The organism is Acinetobacter higginsii (genome assembly GCF_000369845.1).
Classification (GTDB): Bacteria; Pseudomonadota; Gammaproteobacteria; order Pseudomonadales; family Moraxellaceae; genus Acinetobacter; species Acinetobacter higginsii.
In genome coordinates, this window is record NZ_KB850215.1 from 115860 (window position 1) to 132676 (window position 16817).

Genomic DNA, 16817 nt, shown 5'->3' on the forward strand with positions numbered 1-16817 from the left:
GTAAATAGGCCTATTATGACATGTAGGATGTTGGTTATTGCCATTTGTCTTAAAGCTGTAGTGTACTATATTGACAACACGTATTGTCAAAATTATATTGGTTACAGGTTAAACAGGCCCTTACACAAAGGATAGGCAATGAAAAATTTTAAAAATAAAGTCGCAGCGATCACCGGTGCAGGTTCTGGGATTGGACAACAACTGGCTGTTTTATTGGCGAAACAAGGCTGTCATTTGTCATTGAGTGATATCAATGAAAAAGGCCTGACGCAAACTGTCGAATTAGTGAAGCAGTACCCTGTGACAGTGACCACCAAAGTCCTCGATGTTTCAAACCGTGATGCGGTGAAACAGTGGGCGCAAGAGACTGTACAGGATCATGGCTCAGTCAATTTGATCTTCAATAACGCAGGCGTAGCACTTGGTTCGACAGTGGAAGGCGCAAGCTATGAAGATTTAGAATGGATCGTTGGGATTAATTTCTGGGGTGTGGTCTATGGCACCAAAGAATTCCTGCCATTCATCAAACAAACCAAAGATGGTCATATCATCAACATCTCCAGTATTTTTGGTTTAACCTCGCAACCAACCCAATCGGCGTATAACGCAACTAAATTTGCGGTACGCGGTTTTACTGAATCATTACGTCAGGAATTGGACATTGAGAAGGGTGGTGTCAGCTCACTTTGCGTACATCCGGGCGGGATTCGTACCAATATCGCCAAAGCAGCGAAAATGAATGACAGTTTGAAGAGCTTGGGCATGGACCCAAACAAATCAATCAAGCAATTTGATAAGTTCCTGCGTACCCCACCAGAAGAAGCTGCACGTCAAATTTTAAATGCAGTATTGAAAGATAAACGCCGTTTATTGATTGGGACCGATGCGCGTATTGTGGATTCGTTCCAACGTTTATTCCCGACGGGTTATCAGCGTATTGCAGCGCTTGCAACCAAGATGATGTAAGTCGTTAGCATGAAAAAAGCCATTCTCTGTGAATGGCTTTTTTATATCCGTCAGAAGGTGGTTTTAGATCAGTACCTTAATCTTGGTCTTCTTCCAAAAGAATTGATAATAAAAGGCTTGGAACAGACATAGGCAAACAAAGGACAGCGCATAGGCAATCCAGATGCCTGTTAAGCCCCACAATGAGCTAAACCAATACGCGCACGGCACTTCGATTAGAACAATCGTGAAAATATTGATCAACATTGGAATATTGACCGCACCACTGGCACGCATAATCGATGCAAAAATGGCACTGGCACCAAAGAACAAAATCGACCACAGCACAATAAATAACAGTTGCTGACCCAGTTCAATCACACTGTGATCGGTAATAAACAGCGCCATCAGATATTTTGAGAACAAATAAGCGAGGGCAATTAAACTACCGGTAAATAAGAAGTTCATACCTAGAGCGGTACGGGTGACCTTGGCCAATAAATCAGGTTTACCTGCGCCAATTGCTTGTGCTGCAAAAATCGAAGCGGCAATTGAAATCGACAAGGCTGGAAATTGAATGTAGTTCAGTACCTGATTGACTGCGCCGTAGGCAGCGGTGGCATGCGCACCATAATGGTTAATCAAGCCAATAATCACCAAACCCGCTAAGGAGGTGGTGACCATTTGAATCCCTGTTGGAATACCAAGTTTTAAAATTAATTTACTCAGTTCTGCATCATGGCGAATATGTTGCAGCAATAGACCATCAATTTTCAGCGGATGGTTTTTATAATTTAGATAAATGGCTAAAAAAATCAGCACCGCAGCATAACCGATAATGGTTGCAATCGCAGGGGCAACAATACCTAACGCTGGAAAACCAAAATAACCTTTCAGTAAAACGGGGGTTACGCCCAAACCAATCAAGCTGGTGAGGCTCAGGGCAATCAGTGGCGTCACACTATCACCGACACCGCGCAAGATCGAGGTATAAATAATATAGACGAACAGTAAGGGACTGCCCACCAACATCCATTGCACATAAGGCAAGGACAGGTGCATCACTTTAGGATCGGTACCCAGCAACTCCAAAATATGTTTGGCGAAGATCAGACCCAAGACCGCAATAATGCTGCCGCCGATTAAGGTCATAAAGACGGTAGAACCAATCACTGAGCGAACTTTTTCTAGATTCTGCGCACCCCATGCCTGCCCAATCAACACTGTGGAGCCTGCGGAAATCCCGATTACAAAAGCCAGTAAAAAGAACAGGATGGGGAAGAATACTGATACTGCGGCAATTGCATTGACTCCCATCATTTGACCGACAAAGATAGTATTAATGGTTCCTGACAGGTTTTGTAAAATATTGGTGGCAATCAACGGTACCAGAAACACAAAAAAGGTTTTCCAGAGATTTGGTTGCATGACCAAGGGTTGGCGTGGTGTCATTCAATTTCCTTCACGCTTCATCCTGAAACGATTGTATTTTTGTCAACATAACATTCTCAGTTGTGTTGAAGATGAGGGTTCAGTTTCTTTTTGTTGATCAACATTGTACGAGGATTTCACCTGCACGTTGCAGTGTTTGATCTGTTTTGGCAAAACAGAAACGAATCAGGCGTAATGAGGCTGGTGCTTGTTGATAGAACACCGAAATTGGAATTGCCACAATTTTATGTTGCTCCGCAAGGAATTGGCACATCTCGACATCATTAAGATCAGGGCGAATAGCACTGTAATCCAGATTTTGAAAATAGGTGCCTTGAGATGGGATGAAGTCGAAACGTGAATCTTGAATTTGGGCGTTGAACAGATCACGTTTCGCCTGATAAAAACTTGGCAATTCTTGAATATGCTCAGGGTGTTGTTGCATATAGTTGGCCAGTGCAATCTGGCATGGAGTGGTGCCACAGAAATTGGCAAATTGATAGATCTGGCGGAATAAGCGCATGAGTTGTGGTGCAGCAACACAATAGCCGGTTTTCCAACCAGTGACATGATAGGTTTTGCCGAAAGAACCAATCACAAAACTGCGTTCACGCAATGCTGGAAATTGCAGTGCGCTATAGTGTTTTTGCCCATCAAAAATCAGATGTTCATAGACTTCATCTGAGAGCACCACGATATTTTTATCTTGAATCAAATCAATTAACTGACGCCAATCCTGTTCTGACCAAATTGCACCTGTTGGATTGTGTGGGGTGTTGACAATGATCATGCGGGTATTGGCATTGATACTGTCTTTGACCTTTTGCCAATTCACCTGAAAGCTGGGTGCATCTAAATGGATATGTACTGATTTTCCACCTGCTAATTGAACCGCAGGGGCATAGCTGTCATAGCTTGGATCGAAAATAATCACTTCATCGCCAGCGTGGATACAGGCTTGAATGGCACAGAAAATTGCAATGGTTGCGCCAGGGGTGATGGTGATTTCAGTGACTGGATCGAGTTGCAACTGATCACGTGCCAAGAATTGTGTGGCCAGTTGTTGTCTTAAAGCCAGTACGCCGTCACCCGCAGGGTATTGGTTATAACCTGAAAGTGTCGCTTGGCTGAGGGCTTCGAGCAATGCAGGTGGCGCAGGGAAATCGGGGAAACCTTGGGATAAGTTCAGGGCATTGAGTCGGTGTGCGAGTTCAGTCATGACACTAAAAATGGTGACGCCTTGGCTTGGGAGTTTTGACTGAAGTTGCAACATCGGATGTCCTTTTTAATATCTAATTTCTTTTTTACGATGACTCTGCACAGCCTCGTATGCTGTGAGAAATTATATGTAATTTGCATAGGCATGTTTTACTTTTCAAGGATGAAAAGTAACAAAAATCCTTTGTAGTGCTGATGGCCCATCCTTGAGGCCGCAGCACTACGGGCGGCATCCATGCCGCCGTCACGATAGTTGATCCCAACTTAAATTGAGCTAGAGAACTTTACGATGTGATTTATTTACAAAACATTTTCAACAATGGCACGAATCACACCGAGTGCTAAACCAATAAACGCACCGACAATCACACCATTGACGCGGATCATATGCAAATCACCGCCAACTTCACTTTCAATTTTGGCGATCATTTCCCGAGAATCCCATTCATGAATGCGCTCACTGATATAACGAATGATCTTGTCGCTATATTGCTCACTGAAATTGGTGGCTAAACCGACCATTTTTTCATTCAGTACCTGACGCACTTTTTCATTTTGAATCAGGCTCTCACCCAACTGTTGAATGGCGGCTTGTAAATTGGTAGCAATGCCTGAATCTTCCTGCATTAAATCAGTTTTAATCGCATCACATAGAATGGCCACAGCGCCACTGATAAAGTTCAGCACTTGTGGGCTATCGAGCAGGGCATCTTTGCCACGGTTTAAGCGTTGGCTGGCGTCACTGTCTGTTTCTGCCAGTTCCAGCATCAGGTTATGCGTGGTGGCTTCAATATCTTGACGCCAAGGATGGTCAGGATTGGCCAGCATCGATTCAACTTTTTCAATGAGTGAATCAATAGTGCGTTGCTGTACATCAATGCCGATCCAGCTTGCGCCTTTAGCCAGCTTCCAAACACCGAGTTCTTGGAATAATTTACGTGACAAATCACGTGCTTCTTCAGGGTGAGATACCATCCATTCATGTGCCAGATCCAGTCCACGTTGTAATACATCTTGATGGAAATCATTTTCCAGCACCGCACGCAGCATTTCACTGGCCAGTTTATTGACTTTGGTACTTCTGACCCATTGCACACTGTTATTTTGGACAAAGTGTGCAATCTGATCTTGGCTGACAAATTCAAAGATTCTCGGCACAGCATGCTGAATCATCTGTACCACTTGCTGATTGTTCTTTGGACTGGCCAACCATTGACCCACTGCCAAACTGATATCGGCATTTTGTAAGCTACGTTCCACAATTTGTGGTGATAAGAAATTTTCCTGTACAAAGCGTCCCATTGATTCGGCAATACGCGCTTTATTACGTGGAATAATTTCAGTGTGGTCACGCAACAGTTTGGGTAAGGGCATTCTGCCGAAAGGGTTGCGGAATAAGACGGTGACTGCATACCAATCGGCTAAGCCACCAACCACGCCTGCTTCTGCACCGAGCATGAAAATATGGATGAGCCATTTATATTCAGGCAGAAAATGTGCCGCGACCATTAAAGCGACCCATGACACCACTGCAATAATCAGTGCCATGGTGGCGAAGTATTTACTTCGTTGTAAGCTTGGGACGTGGATTTCTTCGACTGAACTCATTGAGTCATCCTTTTAATTTCATTTCTTGTTTTGAGGTGGTGCAGGCGGCTGCAACACATCTCCTGATGGACTCAAGCCATATTTAGGCCCTAGGGATTGCAAAATCAGTTGTGCATCAAAGGCATCTGGTGATTGCTGTTGTGTCTTAAAGCACTCGATAGTATACGACACTTGAATCGGATCAATATTGACCACTTGTGGGGTATCGTAGAATGGATCAGGCCAAAAGGCAGGATGACGACGATAATAACCATAAGGATAATAAGATGGTGTCGGATAAATTACCGCCTGACGAGGTGTTTTATGACGGGCATTACTTGGATCGTCCACCACACTAAAATAACGGAAACCATTTTTGACCGTGGTTTGCGCTGCTTTGAGCAAGGTAATTTCCTCAGCCGTACCATAACTCAAATTATTATCCGCTTGGAAACCAACGCGGTAAGTTTTGTTATTTAACGGATAAGCGGTGAATTGTCCGAGTTGATCAAAGGTTCTGGGTTTGGAGGGAACCGTTGCACATCCTGCAAATGTCAGTGCGACAAGGAGCGGGGTGCATATTAATAAAGCTTTCATATGCCATTCCTTTATTCAGTGTCGAGGGAGGTCGACTTAAAAACTACTATTCGGTTGAGTTAAAAATTCCAGTTCTTCAGCGCTTGAGCTGCGACCCAAGATTGCATTGCGATGTGGATAACGCCCAAAACGATCAATGATCACTTTATGCTTTTTCTCAAAGTTTAAATTAATTTCATTGCCTAAGCGTTGAAACAATTTTAGGGCAAATTCATGTATGAGTTTGGATTCGCTATGCATAAATGGCATATAAAGAAAGGAACGTTGCTCGGGACTGAGTTGTGCATCCAGCTGCAAGCTAATCGCTTCTTGTGACAGGGTTAAAGCCAAGCTGTCGTAGGCAAAGGCCTGTGCCTGATCTCGATATAAATTTCGTGAGAACTGATCGAGGATAATAATTTCAGCCAAACGTCCTTCAGGTGTTTGGCGCCATGACCACAGCTCTGCCTGAGCAGCTTGTTGATGAATCTCTGCAAAGGACGCACGAATTTTTGCATCAAAATCATCACTTTTGGCAAACCAAAGTGCACGATGATCAGGGTCAAACCAAAAATTAAGAATGTCTTGCGCTTGCATGGTCGAGTATCCATTGGAAGATTTATTTTTCAATAAAATCACAATTTTTGCGTGTCTTATGTAACAAGATTGTGATAAAAATTGCCAAACTAAATCAGATGACTAGATTGTAATTGTCGTTATAATTGGCTGAGTCGAAGGGATTGGCATGCACAGCATGTCTGTAGAATCGACGATGTCGCTACCATGCATGTGGTCGGCTGATCTTGAATAAGCGAGCATAGAATATGAATCAACCCAGCCTTACTTCCTCTGTGATACCAACTTGGGTAGATGCCTCGCTATTAAAGGGGATGTTACGTGGGATTGAGCGTGAAAGCCTACGCATGCAAAGCAATGGATTTTTATCACAACAAAATCACCCAATCGCTTTAGGTTCGGCTCTCACACATCCGCATATCACCACTGATTATTCAGAAGCGTTGATGGAGTTTATTACCACGCCACAAACGACCATTGCTGCCGCTTTAAATGAGTTGAGTGATATCCATAGTGTTGTACATCAGCAGCTTGAAGAGGGTGAGAAACTCTGGCCTTTGTCGATGCCGTGTATGCTGGATGATAATGAAGAAAATATTAAACTGGCACAATATGGCAGTTCCAATATTGGCCGCTTTAAAACCTTATACCGTCGTGGTTTAGGGGTACGTTATGGCCGCCGTATGCAGACCATTTCTGGGGTACATTATAATTTATCCTTTCCAGAACAACTGTTTGCTGTTTTGCAGCAGCATGAAAGCAGTCCAGAATTAAAACAACTCAGCCTACAAGATTATCGTAGTCACCGTTATTTTGGCTTGATCCGTAATTTTATTCGCCTGATTCCTTTAGTGATGTATATGCTAGGCGCAAGTCCATCGGTCTGTCGTTGCTTCCTGACCGGTCGCCAGCATCATTTACAGCCTTTAGTCAAAGGCACGCTCTATTTACCTGAAGCAACAGCATTGCGGATGGGGCGTTTGGGCTATCAAAACTCAGCACAAAAAGAACTTGGTATTCATTATAACGACCTGCACGATTACTTGGATGGCTTACAAAAAGCCGTGCATACCCCCTATCCAGAATTTACTCAGCTCGGTTTAAATGATGAACAGGGCGAGCCGATTCAGATCAATGATCATGTGCTACAGATTGAAAATGAATACTACAGTCTGGTGCGTCCTAAACAGGTGCCACAAGCGGGTGAAACGCCTTCACAAGCCTTAAAAAATCGTGGCGTCGGCTATGTCGAATTGCGTGCAGTGGATGTGAATCCGTATAGCGCGATTGGGATTGATGAGATTTCGGCAGGCTTCCTTGAAAGTTTAGCCTTGTACTGCTTACTCAAAGACAGTCCAGATCTCTTTGCTGAAGAACAAGAACAGATTGATCGTAACCAAACTGAAGTGGTGAATCGTGGTCGTGCAGCAGATGCCAAGATTGAAGCGGGAGACCAGTCGATTGCTTTAAAAGACTGGGCACAAACTCATTTAAATGCAATTCAAGCCTGTGCCAAGGTTCTAGACCAAATGGATGGTACCCAGCTATATCAAGATGCCATTCAAGTGATGCAACAACGCCTAGACCATGTTGAAAACACACCTTCGGCGCACGTCATTGCAGATACCTTGCAACATGGTGGCACATGGAACTTTGGTAGTGTCATGGCGCAGCAACATGTTGATCATTATGACCAGCATCCACTCAGTGAAGAACGCAAACACTATTTTGAACAATTGGCGCAAACTTCGTTGCAAAAACAGGCGCAACTTGAACAAGATAACGACATGAGTTTTGAACAATATCTTGCACAATACCGTTAAAATTTTAGAGGACTTCCCATGCGATGGAATTACCGCTTAGTCAGTGCAGTACTGGTACTGACCAGCATTATTGGTATCTCATTTGCGTTGTATTTAGAGCATGTGCAGGGCTTGGATCCTTGTCCACTCTGTATTTTCCAACGCCTTGGCTTAATTGGGATGGGTTTAATTGCACTTGTGGCATTTATCCATAATCCAGTTTCAAACGGATTTAAACGTTTTTATGCCTTCTTGGCGACTTTATCCATTGGTTGGTCGGTTGGTGTTGCGGCTCGTCATGTTTGGTTGCAAAGCCTACCGCCCGATAAAGTGCCGAGTTGTGGACCTGGCTTAAACTATCTGGTAGATGCTTTACCGATGAAAACCGTACTGCAAGAAGTACTTTCGGGTTCAGGTGAATGCGCCGCGATAGATTGGACTTTTCTCGGTCAATCGCTACCCGTTTGGTCTCTGGTTTATTTCAGTTTGATTTTATTGATCTGCTTATGGCAATTATTTAGAAGCTATCGCGTTACACAAAAATAAGCGAATCGTTGTTCTAAATCCTTTTAAAACCCGAAATATGAATGCATGTTTCGGGTTTAATTTTCTTAAGACTGGATTAGTTCGTATTAAACTAATCCAGAAAGTGATTAGATAAAAATTATTAACGAGATAAATTGGTTTTAAAGGAATTTACGATGAATTTTTCTTATAAAAAATATACATATATTTTCGGCTTGGCAAGTTTGAGCCTCTTACTTTCTTCATGCATGAATACTTTGCAAAAGAGTAGCGAGTCTAATCGTCACAGCCAAACAAAAAACACTATCCCAACATCTATCAAGATAAAAAATGATGATGGTTTCCTGATCACTTCACTTCCTTATAACTCAAATGCACATCTGAATTGTATTTTATCTGCACAGAGAATGAATTGTGGCTCAATTAACTTAATTGATAGTGTTGGTTTGATCAAAGTTTATAAATTTATGAACCCAAGCTATGGCGATTCGGTTGTTTTCCCAGAAACAAGTGCGGGTGTTTTATTGATCGCGTCCCCCTCAACAAGTGAAAGGGAAACGCCAGAAATAAATCTGACGACGGTCAACAGGTTTGGCTTGGTTAAAAGTATTACCTTAGACGCATCTCAAAATATTGTTATTAACCAGAAGTATGAGGTTTTATATAAAGAATATGGAAAAGATCTAAAACTGAAATTAAATGACCAAGGTGAATTTGTTCAGTAAGGGTATTTCTAAGCTGATGAAGTTTGTCACGGATTTTGATCGATAAAAGCTCAGCTAGAACCTAACTGAGCTTTTATCTTTTAGGTCTCAACAATGCCTTCTAAATCATCAAAGGTATAGTTCTGAGGTACGTTGATCATATGGGTTTGTACACCAGCTTCAACTTTCTCTTTAGCATCTGGATATAACCAGCGTGTGATTTGTTCGGCCACACTGGAATGATACTGAATTTCAAAATGATTCAGCCCATAGAAAACCGCTTTATGGGTGTCAGGTAATTTCAATTGAAAACGCGGATTTTGATGTTCACCTAAGGCACTTTTCACACTGACCAGATAATCCCCAATCACAGACAGTGCTTTATTACGTAACTTCTCAAATTCTAAAGTTCCTGCAATCAAGAAGGTATTGATATGGGACGGTAACGGAGCGGGTTTCCGATTGTCGTCGGCAAAACCGATGCGAGCATCATTATGTTCCCAGTCATCATCACGGACACTGCCATAACGTAGATCGAGTATGCCGTTACTACGCACATTCACCAACTGACCAAGCAAGTTGATAAACGGGAATCCACCAAGTTTGTCTTGCAATACAAAACCAAAGCGTTCAAGTACTGCACCATGATGTGGCGAACCGATACAAACCAGATTCTCGACCATATGCACCCATTGATACAGATTCTGTTTGCCATAAAACAGGGCACTACGCGAAACCAAGCCACCCATACTGTGCCCGATCAGGTCAATACTGGTGATGCGTGGATTACGCTGTACCAAATCTTCTAAGGTATTGGCAAAACTACGACCATTGGCGGAAATTCGGCGACCAGTGTTGTAATTCAAATACAGCATGGTGTTGTTATCACGTTGCGCGAGCAAACGCTCACCAATCCCGCCATAACGATGATTAGACCAGGTTAAATGGTTCATACATAAACCATGGGCAAGAATCACCACACGGCCTGTTAGCTCGCCTTGCTGTAAAGAACCATAGTGATCATAAAGCACCATTGGCAAAGCCATTGGATTGTGTTGCTTTAAAAAGAAATCACCAAAAATCCCATTCAACGCACCCACCAAAAAATGTAGAGTTGGGGTTAAGGGCTTGTCATGCAAGACTGGAAATTTTTCAATAATGCGACGTAAATTTGGCGCAAGAAAATGACTGCCATATTTCTGCAGTGCCACATATGAAAACTGATAAAACTTTTGCAGTTGCGGGTGCTTTTGTAATTGTTTGGCTTTTTGTGCACTTAAACCGAGCGTTGTCCTTAATACCTCAGTCTGTACCACTTGAATCAGTTCATGTACACCACTGAGGCTGGTACTGACCAGCTGTGCCAAACCCTCCAAAACATCTGCCTGACTCGGGGGCGTGCGATCCCACTTACAATAGGTTTCATGCAGAGGTGTTAAACTTGGCATATTGATTTCCCCATCCTTGATATATACCGAAGGTTTGAAGTGTTTTTTCTGAATATTGTTTAGATAAACTACAACAAACGCTTACATCTTATGTCTTTCATACGTAATTTTTTTAGAATACTGATGAACGGAGTACAGTATCGTTTTTTGTGTCAGACAATATCTAGCTTAAATGTAATTTATATTGTTATTTGTTTAACTATTAATCAAAATAATGTGATTTATTTCACTTTATGTCAAGTCATTGCCTATTTTGGTGCGTATGCAAATTATCTATCTACATGGTTTTCGAAGCAGTCCGATGTCGATAAAAGGGCAGCAGTTGCAACAATATTGTGCACAGCATGAGGCGATACAGGTGCATTTACCTGATTTAAATCAGCCACCCAATCAAGTGCTGGAACAACTCTCTCAGCTTATCGAAAATTTAGCACAGGATAAAGTAGTTTTAGTGGGAAGCAGTCTCGGTGGTTTCTATGCGACATATCTTGTCGCAAAATATGGCTGTGCTGCTGTATTGATTAATCCTGCTATGCGACCATGGCAATTATTCGAAGATTTATTTGGGGTTGAGCAAATCCCGCTCAAAGTCACTGCATCATGGACGCTTGATGCCGATCAACTGCAGCAATTACAATCGATTGCTGACACGAAGCTCGTTCATGCTGATAAAATTCTGGTGCTGTTGCAACAAGGCGACGAAGTTTTGGATTATCGTGAAGCTCAACGCTATTATAGTGCAGTTCATCCATCCTCATTGATTTTAACCGACGCTAATGGTAATCATGCAATGGATGATTTTGAAGAAAAATTACCTTTAGTTCTCGAATTTTTATCGGCAGCCATCCAATAAGGAAGTCAGACCAAGTGACACAATACACGGCACAATCTCTTGAAGTTCTTTCTGGTTTAGATCCAGTGCGTCGTCGACCGGGCATGTATACCGATACCTCACGTCCAAACCATTTGGCGCAAGAGGTGATTGATAATGCAGTCGATGAAGCGCTTGCAGGTCACGCCAACCAGATTTGTGTCACGGTCTATGAAGACGGTTCATTGTCAGTCGAAGATAATGGACGCGGAATGCCAGTCGATATTCATCCAGAATATGGACAAAGCGGTATCGAAATTATTTTGACCAAGCTGCATGCGGGTGGGAAATTCAGTACCGATAATTATCAGTTCTCAGGTGGTTTGCATGGCGTTGGGATTTCGGTGGTCAATGCCTTGTCGACCCGTGTTGAAGTGGCAGTACAGCGTCAAGGTAATCTGTATCAAATGGCCTTTGAACAAGGCGAGCCAGTTGCACCTTTGTCGGTCTTAGAAGGTAAGGTCGCTAAGCGGGCGACAGGCACCACAGTACGTTTCTGGCCTGAAACCAAATATTTTGATAGCCCTAAATTTGCGCTTAAAGCACTGAAACATAATTTAAAAGCCAAGGCGGTTTTAGCTGCGGGCTTAAAAATAATTTATGACGATAAAATCAATAATGAAAAGATCGAGTGGCAGTTTGAAAATGGTCTGGTCGACTATTTAATGGATGAACTGCAAGATCGAGACATCTTGCCAGATCCCGCTTTTGTCAGTAGTGGACAAGCAGACCGCGCAGCCTGTGAATTTGCAATTTGCTGGAATGTGGAGGGTGGCGAGCAGATTCAGGAAAGCTACGTCAACTTGATTCCGACTGCGCAAGGCGGTACTCATGTCAATGGTCTGCGTTCAGGTGTGACTGAGGCGTTACGTGAGTTTTGTGAATTACGCAATTTATTGCCGCGTAATATGAAGCTTTCTGCGGAAGACGTTTGGGATGGCGTAAACTTTATTCTATCGCTGAAATTCCAAGAACCACAATTTTCAGGCCAAACCAAAGAACGTTTATCCAGTCGTGAAGCCTCTAATATTGTGCTGAACATCGCCAAAGATGCATTTGCTTTATGGTTAAACCAGCATGCCGAGATTGCGACACAACTGGCGGAAATGGCGATTGCCAAAGCAGGACGTCGTTTAAAAGCAGCGAAAAAAGTTGAACGTAAGAAGATTGTCGCAGGCCCTGCGCTGCCTGGAAAACTGGCAGACTGTGTTGGTTTAACCCGTGAAGATAGTGAGCTGTTTATTGTCGAAGGGGATTCTGCGGGCGGTAGTGCCAAACAGGCACGTGACAAGAATTTCCAAGCGATTATGCCGATTCGCGGAAAAATCCTGAATACTTGGGAAGTCTCTTCAGATGAAGTGTTGGCGTCTCAAGAAGTGCATGATATTGCCATCGCAATTGGGGTCGATCCAGGCAGTGATGATCTGTCTGAATTACGTTATGGCAAGATCTGTATCCTTGCCGATGCGGACTCGGATGGTCTGCATATCGCAACCTTATTATGCGCTTTATTCGTGAAACATTTCCCGACCTTGGTTGAGGAAGGTCATTTGTTCGTCGCTATGCCACCGCTCTATCGTATTGATATTGGTAAAGAGGTGTACTATGCCTTGGATGATGACGAGCTTGAAAGCATCCTGAAAAAAGTCAAAGGCAACAAAAATCCTCAGATCACCCGATTTAAAGGTTTGGGCGAGATGAACGCCAGTCAATTGCGTGAAACCACCATGGACCCGAATACCCGTCGTTTGGTGCAGTTGGACTTAGATGATGCGCATTTAACCGCAGGTTTATTGGATAAATTACTTGCGAAAAAGCGGTCGGCGGACCGTAAACATTGGTTAGAACAAAAGGGTAATTTAGCGGATATTACCGTCTAAGCACTTCATCAAATGCATAGATCAAAGCCAAGCGAATGCTTGGCTTTTTTCTTTGACTGAGTTTTTGATCTTTGAGTTGAGCAAATTTGCATCATTTTAGGTCAGCACGTATTTTTTGTATGCAATGTTGTATACAAGATGAAAGAATTAAGACTTAAATTTTATTTAAATTAATTAAAAACAATATCTTATTGTGTTGGCACAGAAATTGAATAACTCCACCCAGTAAAAATCACAATTATTGATGGGTGGAGAAACAAGATGCAAAACAAATTGATGTCGATGTCAGTGCTCATGGCAGCCATGATGGGGATCGGTCTAGTAGGCTGTTCAAAACCAGCAGAAAAAACAGAACAGACCAAAACAGAAGCTAAAACTGCACCTGCAGCGAGTGGCGATACCATTAAAGTCGGAATTCTGCATTCGCTTTCAGGCACCATGGCGATTTCTGAAACGTCACTGAAAGACACTGCCTTGATGACCATTAATGAGATTAATGCCAATGGTGGGGTACTGGGTAAAAAATTAGAGCCTGTGATTGTTGACCCTGCATCGGATTGGCCATTATTTGCAGAAAAAGCCCGTCAGTTGATTACCCAAGATAAAGTGGCTGTTATTTTTGGCTGTTGGACATCCGTTTCGCGTAAATCAGTGTTACCTGTGGTGGAAGAGCTAAATGGCTTATTGTTCTATCCAGTGCAATATGAAGGTCAGGAACAGTCTAAAAACATCTTCTACACGGGTGCAGCACCAAATCAACAAGCGATTCCTGCGGTTGAATACTTGATGGGGGATGAGGGCGGTAAAGCAGAACGTTTTGTGTTACTCGGCACAGATTATGTCTATCCACGGACCACCAATAAAATTCTTCGTGCTTTCTTGAAATCGAAAGGTGTTGCCGATGCCGATATCATGGAAGAGTACACACCATTTGGTCACAGCAATTATCAAACTATTGTTTCTAATATTAAGAAGTTCTCTGCGGGTAAAAAGACTGCAGTGATTTCGACCATCAATGGTGACTCCAATGTACCGTTCTATCGTGAGCTAGGTAACCAAGGCATCAAAGCGTCCGATATTCCGGTGATGGCCTTCTCGGTGGGTGAGGAAGAATTACGTGGGATCGATACCAAACCATTGGTGGGTCATTTAGCGGCATGGAATTACTTCATGTCGGTGAAAAATCCGAAGAACACTGAGTTTGTGAATAAGTTCAAACAATATGCGGTGCAATACAAGCTTCCAAATGCTGACAAAGTAGTGACCAATGATCCGATGGAAGCAACCTATGTCGGTATCAATATGTGGAAGCAAGCAGTTGAAAAAGCGGGCTCTACAGAAGTCGACAAAGTACGTGATGCGATGGCAGGTCAGACTTTTGCTGCGCCATCAGGCTATACCTTAAAAATGGATGAAACTAATCACCATCTACATAAACCTGTGATGATTGGACAGATCCGCGGCGATGGTCAATTCGACGTGGTTTATAAAACTGCACAAACCATCAAGGCAGAGCCTTGGAGCCCGTATATCCCGAAATAATTGACTTTTAGCCTGCTGTATTCACAGCAGGCTTTTCTATTCTGATTTTTTTTGATCTATTTAAAACCGTAATAATAAGGGGAGTTCTATGGCGAAACACTATGTTTTGGCACTGCTCTGCATCATGGCACAGATGATTTTTAGTCCAGCATGGGCAGAAGCCACATCCGCAACAACCGTGACGTCTACAGCTTCTCAAGATGCCATTCAGACCTTTGTGAAGTCCGATTTTGCGACGCGTCGTGCCATGCTCAATCAATGGCCTGCCAGTATTGAACAACTGGATCAACTGGTGGCCTATATTGATCAAAATGAGCTATATACCGATAGCGCAGGCAATACCTATCTGTTAAAAAATGATGACAAGCTGTTTAGTTATCCTGAGCAGCAAGCGCTGGAACAATGGCCAGCAGATTTATCCCAAGTGACTTTGGTGAATACCTTACGCAAGGCGCTGAATTTTGGTCAAGCCAAAGCCAAACTAGATTCTACAGATGCTTCTCAACGTTTAGCTGCAGTTGATATTTTAGAAAATAACTTGGCTGAACTTGATGTCGCGATGGCGAAGCAGCTTTATCTGAATGAAAAAAATGATCAGGTCAAAGCACGTTTAGCACAGCTCAAAGCTCGTCTGGATTTTAACAGTGCTGATGAGTTTACCAAGCTTGAAGCAGTGAAAGTCTTGGCCGATTCAAATCGTCCTGACGTATTCGCCTTAATCAACCAAACTTTAGAACAACCACAAACTAATCCTGCATTGAAGGCAGCGTTGCTGGATGCACACAATCAAATTAAAACCCGCCTACAAATCAGTGAGTGGTCAGGCCATGTCTTTTCAGGCTTAAGTACCGCCAGCATTTTGCTGCTTGCAGCGCTTGGCTTAGCCATTACCTATGGTCTGCTAGGGGTAATTAACATGGCACATGGTGAGCTCATCATGATTGGCGCCTATACCACCTATGTAATCCAGAGCTTTTTTAAGACCCATTTTGCTGGATTAGTCGATTGGTATTTATTGGCAGCAATTCCTGCGGCATTCCTGGTCAGTGCCTTGATGGGCATGTTGATTGAACGCACCGTGATTCGCCCGCTGTATGGCCGTCAATTGGAAACTTTACTTGCCACCTTTGGTGTGAGTCTGATTCTGATGCAATTGGTGCGTATGGTGTTCGGTGCGCAAAATGTCGAGGTTTCTAATGTGGCATGGTTGAGCGGCGGAATTGCGCTAACACCGAGCCTGATGTTGCCTTATAACCGGATCGCCATTATCGGCTTTACTGTTGCGGTGCTACTACTGTTGCTGTTCCTACTCAATAAAACCCGTTTTGGTTTATTTGTACGTGCGGTAACGCAAAACCGTCAAATGGCACGTGCTGTTGGTATCCGTTCTGCACGGATTGACATGATGGCTTTTGGTCTGGGTTCAGGCTTGGCGGGTTTGGCAGGTTGTGCCTTGGCGCAGGTGGGTAATGTTGGACCTGACCTTGGACAAAACTACATTATCGATGCCTTCCTTGTCGTTGTTGTGGGTGGTGTCGGTCAAGTTTGGGGGGCGGTATTGGCGGCACTCGGACTGGGGATTAGCGGTACAGTTTTAGAGATTGGTTTAGGCGCAGTGCTCGCAAAAATTATTCTCTTGGTTCTTGTGATTTTGTTTATCCAAAAGCGTCCACAAGGTTTGTTTGCCATCAAAGGCCGTTTTGTGGAGTAAG

At 43.2% G+C, this 16817-nt stretch carries 14 protein-coding genes; 8 read left to right on the forward strand and 6 right to left on the reverse strand.

What is annotated here, in order from left to right; genetic code table 11:
• Nucleotides 1–138 precede the first annotated feature (138 nt).
• Nucleotides 139–966 (forward strand): SDR family NAD(P)-dependent oxidoreductase, encoded by an 828-nt coding sequence (locus F885_RS09085; protein ID WP_004657060.1) that lies wholly within the window; start codon nucleotides 139–141, stop codon nucleotides 964–966.
• 63 nt (nucleotides 967–1029) lie between these two features.
• On the opposite strand, the gene F885_RS09080 is transcribed toward F885_RS09085, so the two are convergent.
• The 5 genes from F885_RS09080 to F885_RS09060 form a co-directional block, all read right to left on the reverse strand.
• Nucleotides 1030–2397 carry an MATE family efflux transporter gene (locus tag F885_RS09080; RefSeq protein WP_004803509.1) on the reverse strand — a complete coding sequence of 456 codons (1368 nt, stop codon included), beginning with the start codon at nucleotides 2395–2397 and terminating at the stop codon, nucleotides 1030–1032.
• Nucleotides 2398–2494: 97 nt separating this feature from the next.
• Complete coding sequence (locus F885_RS09075) at nucleotides 2495–3649, reverse strand: pyridoxal phosphate-dependent aminotransferase (RefSeq protein ID WP_005317277.1); 1155 nt, start codon at nucleotides 3647–3649, stop codon at nucleotides 2495–2497.
• Nucleotides 3650–3894: 245 nt separating this feature from the next.
• Nucleotides 3895–5202 (reverse strand): DUF445 domain-containing protein, encoded by a 1308-nt coding sequence (locus F885_RS09070; protein WP_005317279.1) that lies wholly within the window; start codon nucleotides 5200–5202, stop codon nucleotides 3895–3897.
• An 18-nt stretch (nucleotides 5203–5220) separates the two neighbouring features.
• Complete coding sequence (locus F885_RS09065; protein WP_005317281.1) at nucleotides 5221–5778, reverse strand: CC0125/CC1285 family lipoprotein; 558 nt, start codon at nucleotides 5776–5778, stop codon at nucleotides 5221–5223.
• Between the two features lie 36 nt (nucleotides 5779–5814).
• Nucleotides 5815–6354: a DUF924 family protein gene (locus F885_RS09060; RefSeq protein ID WP_005317283.1), complete on the reverse strand. Its 540-nt coding sequence runs from the start codon at nucleotides 6352–6354 to the stop codon at nucleotides 5815–5817.
• 227 nt (nucleotides 6355–6581) lie between these two features.
• On the opposite strand from F885_RS09060, the gene gshA reads away from it, so the two are divergent.
• From gshA to F885_RS09045, 3 genes are all read left to right on the forward strand, one after another.
• Entirely contained in the window at nucleotides 6582–8156 is a 1575-nt protein-coding gene (gene gshA / locus F885_RS09055; protein ID WP_005317285.1) for a glutamate--cysteine ligase, read from the forward strand.
• Nucleotides 8157–8174: 18 nt separating this feature from the next.
• Nucleotides 8175–8681 carry a disulfide bond formation protein B gene (locus F885_RS09050; protein ID WP_005317288.1) on the forward strand — a complete coding sequence of 169 codons (507 nt, stop codon included), beginning with the start codon at nucleotides 8175–8177 and terminating at the stop codon, nucleotides 8679–8681.
• A gap of 155 nt (nucleotides 8682–8836) precedes the next feature.
• The gene (locus tag F885_RS09045) at nucleotides 8837–9385 is read left to right on the forward strand and encodes a hypothetical protein (protein WP_005317291.1); all 549 of its coding nucleotides are present in this window, start codon (nucleotides 8837–8839) and stop codon (nucleotides 9383–9385) included.
• 80 nt (nucleotides 9386–9465) lie between these two features.
• Here F885_RS09045 and F885_RS09040 read toward each other — a convergent pair whose 3' ends face one another.
• Nucleotides 9466–10812, reverse strand: coding sequence for a PGAP1-like alpha/beta domain-containing protein (locus F885_RS09040; protein ID WP_004803536.1), 1347 nt, complete (start codon nucleotides 10810–10812; stop codon nucleotides 9466–9468).
• A gap of 262 nt (nucleotides 10813–11074) precedes the next feature.
• Between F885_RS09040 and F885_RS09035 the strand changes: the two genes are divergently transcribed.
• From F885_RS09035 to urtB, 4 genes are all read left to right on the forward strand, one after another.
• Nucleotides 11075–11665 carry a YqiA/YcfP family alpha/beta fold hydrolase gene (locus F885_RS09035; RefSeq protein WP_005317294.1) on the forward strand — a complete coding sequence of 197 codons (591 nt, stop codon included), beginning with the start codon at nucleotides 11075–11077 and terminating at the stop codon, nucleotides 11663–11665.
• A gap of 14 nt (nucleotides 11666–11679) precedes the next feature.
• The gene (parE, locus tag F885_RS09030; RefSeq protein ID WP_004803540.1) at nucleotides 11680–13563 is read left to right on the forward strand and encodes a DNA topoisomerase IV subunit B; all 1884 of its coding nucleotides are present in this window, start codon (nucleotides 11680–11682) and stop codon (nucleotides 13561–13563) included.
• 261 nt (nucleotides 13564–13824) lie between these two features.
• On the forward strand, nucleotides 13825–15105 hold the full coding sequence (gene urtA / locus F885_RS09025; protein ID WP_005317301.1) for an urea ABC transporter substrate-binding protein: 1281 nt from the start codon (nucleotides 13825–13827) through the stop codon (nucleotides 15103–15105).
• Between the two features lie 88 nt (nucleotides 15106–15193).
• Complete coding sequence (urtB, locus tag F885_RS09020) at nucleotides 15194–16816, forward strand: urea ABC transporter permease subunit UrtB (protein ID WP_005317303.1); 1623 nt, start codon at nucleotides 15194–15196, stop codon at nucleotides 16814–16816.
• Nucleotide 16817: the final 1 nt, after the last annotated feature.

Bases quoted from the DNA above. Each gene is read 5' to 3' on its own strand.
- urtA (WP_005317301.1), top strand. From the start codon at position 13,825: ATGCAAAACAAATTGATGTCGATGTCAGTGCTCATGGCAGCCATGATG.
- F885_RS09080 (WP_004803509.1), bottom strand. From the start codon at position 2,397: ATGACACCACGCCAACCCTTGGTCATGCAACCAAATCTCTGGAAAACC.
- F885_RS09040 (WP_004803536.1), bottom strand. From the start codon at position 10,812: ATGCCAAGTTTAACACCTCTGCATGAAACCTATTGTAAGTGGGATCGC.
- F885_RS09065 (WP_005317281.1), bottom strand. From the start codon at position 5,778: ATGAAAGCTTTATTAATATGCACCCCGCTCCTTGTCGCACTGACATTT.
- F885_RS09050 (WP_005317288.1), top strand. From the start codon at position 8,175: ATGCGATGGAATTACCGCTTAGTCAGTGCAGTACTGGTACTGACCAGC.
- urtB (WP_005317303.1), top strand. From the start codon at position 15,194: ATGGCGAAACACTATGTTTTGGCACTGCTCTGCATCATGGCACAGATG.
- F885_RS09075 (WP_005317277.1), bottom strand. From the start codon at position 3,649: ATGTTGCAACTTCAGTCAAAACTCCCAAGCCAAGGCGTCACCATTTTT.
- gshA (WP_005317285.1), top strand. From the start codon at position 6,582: ATGAATCAACCCAGCCTTACTTCCTCTGTGATACCAACTTGGGTAGAT.
- F885_RS09070 (WP_005317279.1), bottom strand. From the start codon at position 5,202: ATGAGTTCAGTCGAAGAAATCCACGTCCCAAGCTTACAACGAAGTAAA.
- F885_RS09035 (WP_005317294.1), top strand. From the start codon at position 11,075: ATGCAAATTATCTATCTACATGGTTTTCGAAGCAGTCCGATGTCGATA.
- F885_RS09045 (WP_005317291.1), top strand. From the start codon at position 8,837: ATGAATTTTTCTTATAAAAAATATACATATATTTTCGGCTTGGCAAGT.
- F885_RS09085 (WP_004657060.1), top strand. From the start codon at position 139: ATGAAAAATTTTAAAAATAAAGTCGCAGCGATCACCGGTGCAGGTTCT.
- F885_RS09060 (WP_005317283.1), bottom strand. From the start codon at position 6,354: ATGCAAGCGCAAGACATTCTTAATTTTTGGTTTGACCCTGATCATCGT.